Source organism: Xanthomonas sp. NCPPB 1067 (genome assembly GCF_020783795.1).
Classification (GTDB): domain Bacteria; phylum Pseudomonadota; class Gammaproteobacteria; order Xanthomonadales; family Xanthomonadaceae; genus Xanthomonas; species Xanthomonas melonis.
Genome location: NZ_JAJGQG010000025.1, coordinates 62550 through 73122, shown reverse-complemented (window position 1 = coordinate 73122; position 10573 = coordinate 62550). Strand labels below are relative to the sequence as shown.

Sequence of the window (10573 nt, the reverse complement as noted above, 5' to 3'; positions counted from 1 at the left end):
TCGGCTGGGCGGTGGCGGTCGGCGTGGTACCGGCGGCATTGGCCACGCTGGCCGCCAGCGCGGCGGCAGCGGCGGCCAGCGCGTCGCCACCCGGCACGGCCTGGGCCAGCAGGCTCATGCCGAACCCGCCCAGGCCCGCCGGCGGCCAGGCGGCCTCGGTGGCCGTGGCGGTATCGGCAGCCGCGTCCTTGCCGTCCTGGCCGTCGCCGCTGGCAGTGGCGGTCTTGCCGGTCGTGCTGGCGGTGCGGCTGTCCTTGGCGGCCGGCTCCTTGGCCGACGCCGCGGGCTTGGCATCGCCGTCCTGCGCGCGCGGACGAGCGGTGGCGTCGCCGGTGGCATCGTCGCCGTGGTCGTCGTCGCTGCGCGGCTTGTCGGACTGGCCGGGCTTGGGTGCGGCCTGCTTGGCCGGTACCCGCTCGGGCGCCTGCTGCGGGGTGTTGGCCGGATGCAGCATGCGCGCGAACTGATCCTTGGCCGGGTCCTGCTCGGATGCCGGATCGTGATAGCTGGATTTCTTGCCGGTACCGGCGAGCGCGCCAAGACCGGCAGCGAAGGCGGACAGGGGGTTCATGCGGAGTCTCCTTGGCTGTCTTCGGCACGCGCCAGGCGCACGCGGCGGGCGCCCAGATCGTCCATCTCGCGCTGATCGCGGCGTTCGATCACCTTGTTCTCCTGGGCGCGGTAGCTGGCCGCCAGTTGTTCCAGCACCTGCTTCTCGCGGCTGGCCAGCAGCAGGCGGGTGCGCTCGGATTCGACCCGGGCGCGGTTGTTCTCCACCGTCTGGGCCTGCTGCAGCACGGCGCTGTCGAGCCGGTCCAGGAACGCGCGGCGGTTGCTCAGCGCCACGGCGCTGGTGCCGGCCATCTGGCTGTTGGCGTATTCCTCGGCATAGCGGCGCAGTTCTTCCAGGCGCGACTGGTGCGTATCCAGGGTGCGCTGGCGCTCGGCCAGGTCGCGGGCCACCTTGTCTTCCTGTTCCTGCGCGCGACGCAGCAGGGGGTCGATCCGTTTGGATTGCATCATGGATTAGGTCTCGGGTTCCACCAGCCGCTGCAGCGCGGACAGGCTGTCGATCAGATCGGAGGCTTTGTGCACGTCCTGCCCCAGGAACTCGACGATCTCCGGCCAGCGTGCCAGCGCTTCGTCGGTGGCCGGGTCGCTGCCGCGTTGATAGGCGCCGATGGCGATCAGGTCGCGGTTGGCGGTGTAGGCCGAGAGCAGCCGCTTGAGCTTGCGGATGCGCAGGCGCCAGGTGTCGTCGGCGATGTCCTGCACCACGCGGCTGACCGAGGACTCCAGGTCGATGGCCGGATACAGGCCGCTGTCGGCAACCCGGCGCGAGAGCAGGATGTGGCCGTCCAGGATGGCGCGGGCAGCGTCGGCGATCGGGTCCTGCGGGTCGTCGCCTTCGGTCAGCACGGTGTAGAAAGCGGTGATCGAGCCGCGGCCCTTGGCGCCGTTGCCGGCACGTTCCACCAGCGCCGGCAATTTGGCGAACACCGACGGCGGGTAGCCGCGGGTGGTGGGCGGCTCGCCGACCGACAGGCCGATCTCGCGCTGCGCCTGGGCGAAGCGGGTCAGCGAATCCATCAGCAGCAGCACGTTCAGGCCCTGGTCGCGGAACCACTCGGCGATGGCGGTGGCGCGGTAGGCGCCATGCAGGCGCGCCAGCGGCGGGCGGTCGGCCGGGGCGGCCACGACCACGGCGCGGCGCAGGCCTTCCTCGCCCAGGGTGGTTTCGACGAAATCGCGCACTTCGCGGCCGCGTTCGCCGATCAGCCCGACCACGATCACGTCGGCCGAGGTGAAGCGGGTCATCATGCCCAGCAGCGTCGACTTGCCGACGCCGGAGCCGGCGAACAGGCCCACGCGCTGGCCGCGGCCGATCGGCAGCATGGCGTTGATGGCGCGCACGCCGACGTCCAGCGAGGTGGTGATGGGTTCGCGCGCCAGCGGGTTGATCGACGCGCCAGCCATGCCGATGCTGCCTTCGGCGCGGATCGGGCCCTTGCCGTCCAGCGGTGTGCCGTCGCTGTCGATGACGCGGCCGAGCAGGCCTTCGCCAACTTCCACGCCGCCACGGCGGCGCGAGGGCACCACGCGGGCGTTCGGCAGCAGGCCGTGCAATTCGGCGCTGGGCATCAGATAGGTGCGTTCGCCGGCGAAGCCCACCACTTCGGCATCCACCCAGCCACCGTCGACCTCGACCTTGCAGGTGGCGCCCATCGGCGCTTCGCAGCCGGTGGCTTCCAGGGTCAGGCCGACCGCGCGGCGCAGGATGCCTTCGCGGATCAGGGTGCGGCCGGTGGCCGGGTCCAGGCCCAGGCCGCCCAGGCGGGTGGCCAGGCGCAGATTGCGCGCATCCAGCCAGTCGGCCGGGGTGGCTCCCAACAAGGCACTCACAGGCCTGCTCCGGATTTACGCATGACTGTCTCCAGCGCAGCCCGCAGGCGCGCGTCCAGGGTGCCGTCCACGCGCACGCTCTCGGCGTGCACGCGCAGGTCGCCGCGGCTCAGGCTCATGTCCGGGGCCACGCGGGTGGTGCTGCTCGGCGCCAGATGCGGCAGCAGCGCGGTGATGTCGTCCGGATGCAGGCGCACCTCGACCTCGCGGCCGGCGCTGCCGACCGCATCCACGGCCTCGCCGACCAGGTCGGCCAGCAACTGCGGGTCGGCCTGGTAGGCGCGGCCGACCAGCTGGCCGGCGATGCGCACGGCCAGTTCGCCGAGCGCGCCGAGCACTTCGTTCTCCAGCCGCGCCAGCGGGCGGGTGAAGTTGTCCAGGATGCCGTCGATCTGCGCGGTGAGGCGGCGCACTTCCGCCTGGCCCTGGGCGAAGCCTTCGGCATGGCCACGGGCGTAACCTTCCTGCTGGGCGGCATCCTCGATGGCCTGGATCTCCTCCAGGGTCGGCGGGCGCAGCACCGGCTCCAGCACGGCCGGTTCGTCGTACTCCGGCTCCGGCAGCGCGGGGGCCATGTGCAGGTCCGGCGCCAGCCAGCGGGTGACCACGTCGCTCATACCATCGCCTCCGCACCGGCGCCGCCGAGGCTGATGGCGCCTTCGTCAGCCAGGCGGCGGACGATGGTGAGGATTTCCTTCTGCGCCGCTTCCACGTCGGCCAGGCGGACCGGGCCGCGCGCTTCCATGTCTTCGATCAGGATTTCGGCCGCGCGCTGGGACATGTTGCGGGTGATCTTCTCGCGCACCTTGATGTCGGCGCCGCGCAGGGCCAGGCCCAGGCGCTCGCCGGAGACTTCGCGCAGCAGGGTCTGCAGGCCGCGGTCGTCCAGGTCCACCAGGTTGTCGAACACGAACATCAGATCCTGGATCTTGGTGGCCAGGTCGGCGTCGATCTTGCTGATCTCGCCCAGCACGCCCTGGTCCGAGCCGGTGTCCAGGAAGTTGAGGATGTTGGCCGCCACCTTGATGCCGCCCACGTTGGAGGACTTCAGGTTCTGGTTGCCGGCGAACTGGCGCTCCATGATGTCGTTGAGCTCGCTCAGTGCGTTCGGCGGGATACCGTCCAGCGTGGCGATGCGCAGCAGCACGTCGGCGCGGGTGCGCTCGGGCAGGTTCTTCAGCGATTCGGCGGCCTGGTCGCTGTCCAGGTGGGCCATCACGATCGCGATGATCTGCGGGTGTTCGTTGCGCACCAGGTCGGCCACCGCGCGCGGGTCCATCCACTTCAGGGTGTCCAGCCCGGTGGTGTTGCGGCCCAGCAGGATGCGGTCGATCAGGCCGCCGGCCTTGTCCGCGCCCAACGCCTGGATCAGCACGTTGCGGATGTAGTCGTCCGCGCCCACGCCCAGCGAGGTCTTGCCGGCCAGTTCGCCGTTGAACTCGTCCATCACCTTCTCGACCTGATCGCGCGACACGCCGGTCATGGTGGCCATGGCGATGCCGATCTTCTGCACTTCCTTGGGGTCCATGTGCTTGAGCACTTCGGCGGCGTCGCTCTCACCCAGCGACAGCAGCAACACCGCGGCGCGCTGCACTCCGGTCATCGGTTGTGTTTCAGGCTTCACTGGCGACCCATCCCTTCACGACTTGTGCGACACGTTTTGAATCGGCTTTGACGGCCTCGCGGGCCACGCGCATGCGTTCTTCGTAAGCGTCCGGCAGGGCGATCGGGGTCTTGCTGTCCTGACCGATCTGCGCGGTGTCCTCTTCCAGGCGGGGCATCAGGTCGTCGTCGTCGTTGACCATCCGCACGTCGGCGCTCTGCGGAGTGCCATCGTTGCCAGCCTTGCGTTGCTTGTCCTTGACCGCGGTCACGCCGGTGAGCTGACGCAGGGTGGGGCGCACCACACCGAACAGCAGCGCCAGCACCACCACCGCACCGACCAGCAGGCGCAGACCGTTCTGCACGCGCGGGTCTTCCCACCACTTCGGGCCTTCCTCGCCCACCACCGCTTCCCGTACGAACGGGGCGTTCATCACCGACACCGTGTCGCCACGTGCCGCGTCGAATCCCACCGCCTGCTTGACCAGGCCCTCGATGCGGGTGAGCTCGGCGGCGGTCAGCGGCTGCTCCACCATCTTGCCCTTGGCACCGGGGCGCGGCACGTTGTCCAGCAGCACCGCCACCGACACCCGCTTGATGCGGCCGGCCGGCTGACGGGTGTGTTGCAAGGTTCGGTCCAATTCGTAGTTGCGGGTGGCGCTCTTGGAACTTTCGGTCGGCGCGGCCGGGGCGGCGGCCTGGCCGTTGGCGGCCGCCGGGGCGCCCGGGGCACCGGCGACGGCCGGTGCCGGCGGCTGACCGGGGCTGTTGCTGGTCGCGCCGGGAGGGCCCTGCGGGCCGGTGGCGCTGGTGCTGGTGTCGCTGACCTGCTCGCTGCGCAGCTTGGCCGGCTCGCCGTTGTAGAGCTCGCGGGCTTCTTCGACCACCGAGAAATCCATGTCCACGCTGGTTTCCGGGTTGACCCGGCCCGGGCCGGTCATCGGCTCCAGCAGCTCGCGGATGCGCTGGTTGTAGGAACTCTCCTGGCGACGCACCTGTTCGAACTGGGCGGCGTGCTGGGCCGCGTCGCTGTTGGGGTCGGCGATGGAGAGCATGCGGCCGCTCTGGTCGACCACGGTCACGCGCTCGGGCGCCATGTCCGGGATGCTTGACGCCACCAGATTGACGATGGCATCGACCTGATTGCGTTCCAGGCCCTGACCGCCGCGCAGCTCCAGCACCACCGAGGCGCTGGCCGCCTCGCGCTGGCGAGTGAACGCGCTGGGCTTGGGAATGGCCAGGTGCACGCGTGCCTCGCGGACCGGGCGCAAGGTGCCGATGGTGCGCGACAGCTCGGTTTCCAGGGCGTGCTGGTAGCGCGCGCTTTCCACGAACTGGCTGACGCCGAAGCCGGGGTCCTTTTCCATCAGCTCGAAGCCGCCGCCGGTTTCCTTGCCGGTCAGGCCGGAGCCGGCCAGCTTCAGGCGGGCGTCGTACAGGCGGTCCTGCGGCACCGAGATTGCACCGGTGGCCTGATCGATCTTGAACGGGATCTGCGCGGTGCGCAGCAGGTCGGCCGCCTCGGCGTTGCCCTTTTCGTCCAGGCCGGTGTACAGCGCCTGGTAGCCGGGCTGCTGCGACCAGAAGAACACTGCCAGGCCCGCTGCCACCGCCACGGCGATCATCGCCATCATGGTCAGCTTGCGGGTGATCTGCAGGCTACGCACACGGTCGAACCACTGGCCCGCCTTCTCGGCGTTCTGGTTCATGTTTTCTTTGCTGATCGCGAGTGCCATGTGTCGTCAACCCTTACAGCGGCATGTTCATGACGTCCTGGTAAGCCTGGACGAGACGGTTGCGGACTTCCACGGTGGCGCGGAACGCCACCTGGGACTGTTGGGAGGCGACCATGACCCGTGCCAGATCGGCATTGGGGTCGCCCATTTCGAAAGCCTTGGCGAGCGCGCCGGACTTCTGTTGTGCCTCGTTGACGCTGCCGAGCGCACCGCGCAGGGTCTCGCTGAAGCTCGGCGCCTGTGTAGCCGGCGTCCCAGCCGCCCCGGCGAGCCCCTGGATCTGATTGCCGCGCGCCGCATCGCCGACCGCACCCATCGGGCCCTGGCCCATCTGGGTCTGGTAGCTGCGGATCTGCGAGAGGATGGAGGTGACGGAATCGCTCATGGGTGCGGTCTGCCAGGGAGGCATCCACACCAATGCAAGCGGCGTGCCGAAACTGCGCCGGGATTCCGGCGCTGGTCAGTTCCTGTCGCGGTCTCAGCCGCAGCCACAGTCGCGTCGCAGCGATTGGCTTCCTTTCTCCCGCGACCCGGAGTTCCCTCTCCCGCGGCCAGATGTCCCTTCTCCCGCTGGCGGGAGAAGGTGGCGCGCAGCGCCGGATGAGGGCAACACCGCCGGTGCCACGCGCTGCAGGCATGGCAACCCACGGCGCCGGAGTGTCGCGCGCCCCCATCCGCCCTTCGGGCACCTTCCCCCGCAAGCGGGGGAAGGGAATCGGCAGGCAGCGAGTTGCAGTGCAACCGATAGATCATCCTCAGCCAGGAGTTCCTTCTCCCGCCTGCGGGAGAAGGTGGCGCGTAGCGCCGGATGAGGGCACCCCGGTAGGGTAGTCAGCTGAAGCAGCGTCTCCGCGTCAGTCCGGCAACCAGGCGGCTCGCCAGTTGTCCAGATTGCTGCCGCTCAGCATCCAGTCGCGCCGCACCACTTCGCGCAACGCCGCCCCCTTCGCGGCGGCCGCATCCGGGTCGGCCAGATGCGCGCGGATGGCTCCGATCCAGTCGCGGTAGCGGTTCTTCACCAGCGTCACCGGCAGGTTGCCCTGGTAACAACGCACATCGCTGGCGATCACCGGATAGCCGCAGGCGCCGTACTCGAGCAGGCGCAGATTGCTTTTGCACTCGTTGAAAAGGTTCTGCTCCACCGGCGCCAGCGCCAGGTCCAGATCCAGTGCCGCCAGTGCGGCGGGGTAGTGGTCGATCGGCACGCCCGGCTGGAACTGGTGGATGTGCTGACGCAGCGCGAACGGGTACATGCCCATGAACACCCACTCGACCTCATCGGCCAGCTCGCGCACCACATCGGCGATCAGCTCCAGATCGCCGGTATGGCTGGCGCCGCCGGCCCAGCCGATACGTGGCTTGCCGCTCCGGCGCTCGCTCCGCGCGGGCAGATGCTCCCACCAATGCGGCGGCAGGCGGTTTTCGGCCACGCGGATATCGCGATGCAGCCCGGCGAATGCCTCGGCCAGGGCAGGGGTGGAGACTACGAAGCGGTCCACCAGCCCCAGCCCGCGCCGTACCGTCTTCAGGATGTCCTTGGGCATCTGCGCGCGATGGGCGCTCTTCAGCGGCAGGTTGGGCAGGTAATCGTCCAGCTCGTAGACCTTGAACGCGCGCGACAGCGCCTTCATCCGCCGCATCGCCTCCAGCCGCGGCTCGCCGACCTGACGCTGCAGGATCACCACGTCGGGATCCTGACGCGCCAGTTCGGCGATCTCCAGGTAACCGTTGAACAGCACCCCTTCGGCCAGGCCGGCTTCGCGCAGGGCGCGCAGCGGCTGGATCACCCGATAATGCCCGCAGCCCTCGATGTCGGCGGGCAGCGCCAATACGCGCGGCAGCGGCCGCCACGACTGCAGCGGCCGCCAGCTGGCACGCGGGTCGGCCAGCGCAAAGCCGGCGCCCGGATCCAGCGAGAACCCGGGGTTGTAGGCCGGGTCGTTGGCCATCAGCGGCAGCCAACGGGCGTACATCGCTTCCTCGTCCAGTGCAGTGGCCGCAGGCGGCTCCAGCGGATCGATGAGCAGTTGCGCGCGCGCTGCAAACACATTGAGATAGCCGGCCTGGTGCAGGCGCAGACACAGGTCCGCATCGCTCCACCGCGCCAGTTCCGGCTCCAGCGCGAAACCGCCGGCCTCCAGGAACAGCTGGCGCGGCAGCATCAGGCATTCGCCGCTGAGCGCCGCATAGTTCTGGTCCAGCTGCAGGCGCTGCAGATAGCCCGATTCGTCGAAGGCGCGGCCCTCGAACACGCGCGCCACCGGCGCGCCCAGGCCCAGCAGCAGGCCGGCGTGATGCACGGTGCCATCACCGCGCAGCAGCTTGCCGCCTACCGCGCCGACCTCTGGCCGCAATGCATGGTTGAGCAGTTGCTCCAGCCAGTCCGCCTTCATCACCGCGGCGCCCGCAGCCAGCCACAGCAGCATGTCTCCACGCGCATGTTCGGCGGCGGCATTGCAGACCGCTTCCCGGCGGGGCGTGGCATCGAAGCGCAGCACGCGGATCTGCTGCATGCCCAAGGATTCGATGCCGGCCAGCCAGTCGCGCAGTTCCGGCTCGCTGCTGCTGCGGTCCAGCAACAGCACTTCGTAATGCGGGTAGGCCGTGTTGGCCAGGATGCTTTCCAGGCAGCGCTGCACCTGTGGCAGGCGTCCATCGATCAGGACCAGAATGCTGACCAGGGGCTGCTGCGCGTGCCGGTAATCCAATGCATGCCGGCCAGGACCGGCGCCGTGCACCTGCGCATCCACATAGCCGCGCGCGGCCAGATGGCGTGCGATGGCCAGCCGTTCGTCGGCATCGGCATGCCGTGTCTGCGCATCGGCCATCAGCAGCGGCTCGGCGACATGCCGCACGCAGGCCAGCCCGTAGCGTTCGACCAGCCCCAACTGGTAATCCAGTTCGAAAGCCGCGCCGGGGCCCGACGGAAAACCGCCGTCGGCCAGCAGCGTGCGCTGGCGGAACAGCCAATGCCGCGACAGCGTGGACGGCGCGCTCAGCAGTGCATCCAGATAAAGCGCCGGCCGTAACGCCAACCCCAGCTGGGTGGTGTCCAGCGCCGCCAGCTCGTCGGCATAGACCGCCTGGCAGTCGTCGCCCACCGCGAGCAGGTCCAGCGCCACCACCGTCAAGCCGCTGGCGGTGAACACCGCGCCGGCGTCCACCAGCAACACCCAGTCGATACCCTGCTGCGTGGAGATCGTGCGGTTGAGCGTCGCCACCAGATCGCCGTTCTCGATCAGGACCCCGCGCTCGGCATCGCTGCCCTGCGCCGGCGAGGCGCTGAGTACCCAGGTCTGCTGATTCACATAGCTGCCTGGCGCCTGCAGGCTGGCCAGGGTGGCGGCCACAGCGGCGGCATCGCCGTCGCGGTCGATCAGCATCACCGCAATCCGTGGCCCGCCGGCATGCGCCTGCAGGCGGGCGTCGATCAATGCCCGTTGCACGTCGCTGGGGTGGCGCATACCCAGCCAGATGGCCGGCGACACCTGTTCGGCCATGCCGGCGCTGCGCATCAGCGCATTGACCAGGTCCACCGACTTGAACACCCGTGCCTTATGCGGACTGAGCGGGGCCACGCGTACCTGCCGGTTGTCGCCGCTCTCGCGCCGCCAACCAAGCTGGCGGATGCCCTGGCGCAGGTCCTCATGGCCCTGATCGCCGACCCCGACCTGATCGCGTCCGGCCTGGCTGAACTGCGCGCTGGAGACGCGGAACTGCGTCAGCGGGCTGGCCAGGAACGCCAGGTTGCCGTGGCGCAGCAGCTTGACGTAGATCGCCAGATCGCCCACCCAGTCGATGGCCTTGCCGTTCAACGCCATCAGCCCGTCGCCCAACGTCACCAGATCCGCACGCCGCGTCAGTACGCAGCTGGGTTCACCGATGAAATTGATGGTGTGGTCGGCCAGGAACGACACCAGCTCCGGCCCATCGATCAGCACATCGTCGGCGAACGGGAAGCAGGTGGCCGGGATGTCCGGCAGCGGCTCGCCATTGTCATCGATGCGTTGCCGACGCGAGGAAGCCATCGCCGTGCCCGGATTGCACTCGATCGCCGCCACCAGCTGCGCAATGCATTCCGGCGCCAGCACATCGTCGTCGTGCAGGAACTTGACGTACTCACCTTGCGCCAGCCCGATCCCCTTGATCGTACTGACGAGCTCGCCAAGCCGCGGCGTATTGCGGTGATAGCGAATGGGGAAGGGCGCATCCGCCAGCCTGGACGCCAGCACCGCCTCGATGGCGCCGTCGCCATTGTCGTCGCAGATCACCAACTCCAGCGCCGGATAGGTCTGCCCCAACACACTCTCCAGCGCCTGCGCGAAGTACGCAGCCTTGTAGGTGGGCATGACGATGCTGACGAGGGCAGGAGAGCTCACGGGCGGTCGTCCGAGTTGATCATTCAAGAGTTATCCGATGCTAGACGCGATGCCGGAGCGAATCGGTCCGATCACCGCGGAAGGCAGCGATCATCGAACTGGTCGAGAGCCAATGCAATATGCATGCCGCTCGCGTCATGACGCGTCGCCATCGGGAGCAATGGCTGCGATGGCACTGTGTTGTCCGTCGGCGAGCAACGCCGTCCTGGCTACGGAAGTAACCAGTGCGCTTCGTCACGGGTAGTGTGGAGCAAGAGAGCCAAAGGTGGCTGGTCGGCGGGGCACTGGAGTTCGACAGCATTCGCCAGATCCATCGCATGCGCTACAAATGGGGCGCTCAGCAAAAAACGCCACCTCGACGACCCATGCGTGCCTCGCTCGCCTGCACGGGTGTCGTCGATGAAAACATCCTCGACCGGTGAGCGGTGATGCCAGACAAGGTTACCGAGTGCT

General features: G+C 68.8%; 8 protein-coding genes and 1 pseudogene. 1 reads left to right on the top strand and 8 read right to left on the bottom strand.

The features are described 5' to 3' along the window. The 8 genes and pseudogenes from LL962_RS16595 to LL962_RS16560 form a co-directional block, all read right to left on the bottom strand. A pseudogene (locus LL962_RS16595) lies at positions 1-571 on the bottom strand (flagellar hook-length control protein FliK); the annotation flags it as partial. After that, entirely contained in the window at positions 568-1023 is a 456-nt protein-coding gene (gene fliJ, locus LL962_RS16590; protein WP_104588624.1) for a flagellar export protein FliJ, read from the bottom strand. The pseudogene LL962_RS16595 and the gene fliJ, both read right to left, overlap by 4 nt. 3 nt (positions 1024-1026) lie before the next feature. Then, positions 1027-2403 carry a flagellar protein export ATPase FliI gene (gene fliI / locus LL962_RS16585; RefSeq protein ID WP_228317677.1) on the bottom strand — a complete coding sequence of 459 codons (1377 nt, stop codon included), beginning with the start codon at positions 2401-2403 and terminating at the stop codon, positions 1027-1029. Continuing rightward, positions 2400-3020 (bottom strand): FliH/SctL family protein, encoded by a 621-nt coding sequence (locus tag LL962_RS16580; RefSeq protein WP_228317676.1) that lies wholly within the window; start codon positions 3018-3020, stop codon positions 2400-2402. The genes fliI and LL962_RS16580 overlap by 4 nt, the downstream gene beginning before the upstream one ends. Then, positions 3017-4006 (bottom strand): flagellar motor switch protein FliG, encoded by a 990-nt coding sequence (gene fliG / locus LL962_RS16575; RefSeq protein ID WP_104588627.1) that lies wholly within the window; start codon positions 4004-4006, stop codon positions 3017-3019. The genes LL962_RS16580 and fliG overlap by 4 nt, the downstream gene beginning before the upstream one ends. A gap of 10 nt (positions 4007-4016) precedes the next feature. Beyond that, positions 4017-5741, bottom strand: coding sequence for a flagellar basal-body MS-ring/collar protein FliF (fliF, locus tag LL962_RS16570; RefSeq protein WP_228317675.1), 1725 nt, complete (start codon positions 5739-5741; stop codon positions 4017-4019). Positions 5742-5754: 13 nt separating this feature from the next. Then, entirely contained in the window at positions 5755-6126 is a 372-nt protein-coding gene (gene fliE / locus LL962_RS16565; RefSeq protein WP_167395431.1) for a flagellar hook-basal body complex protein FliE, read from the bottom strand. 469 nt (positions 6127-6595) lie between these two features. Beyond that, positions 6596-10120, bottom strand: a complete 3525-nt coding sequence (locus tag LL962_RS16560; RefSeq protein WP_329957135.1) for a glycosyltransferase — start codon at positions 10118-10120, stop codon at positions 6596-6598. Positions 10121-10344: 224 nt separating this feature from the next. On the opposite strand from LL962_RS16560, the gene LL962_RS16555 reads away from it, so the two are divergent. After that, positions 10345-10542, top strand: coding sequence for a hypothetical protein (locus LL962_RS16555; protein WP_228317674.1), 198 nt, complete (start codon positions 10345-10347; stop codon positions 10540-10542). Positions 10543-10573 lie beyond the last annotated feature (31 nt).

Excerpts from the sequence above, each read along its gene's own strand:
- LL962_RS16580 (WP_228317676.1), bottom strand. The coding sequence starts at position 3,020 with ATGAGCGACGTGGTCACCCGCTGGCTGGCGCCGGACCTGCACATGGCC.
- fliE (WP_167395431.1), bottom strand. The coding sequence starts at position 6,126 with ATGAGCGATTCCGTCACCTCCATCCTCTCGCAGATCCGCAGCTACCAG.
- fliG (WP_104588627.1), bottom strand. The coding sequence starts at position 4,006 with ATGACCGGAGTGCAGCGCGCCGCGGTGTTGCTGCTGTCGCTGGGTGAG.
- fliF (WP_228317675.1), bottom strand. The coding sequence starts at position 5,741 with ATGGCACTCGCGATCAGCAAAGAAAACATGAACCAGAACGCCGAGAAG.
- fliJ (WP_104588624.1), bottom strand. The coding sequence starts at position 1,023 with ATGATGCAATCCAAACGGATCGACCCCCTGCTGCGTCGCGCGCAGGAA.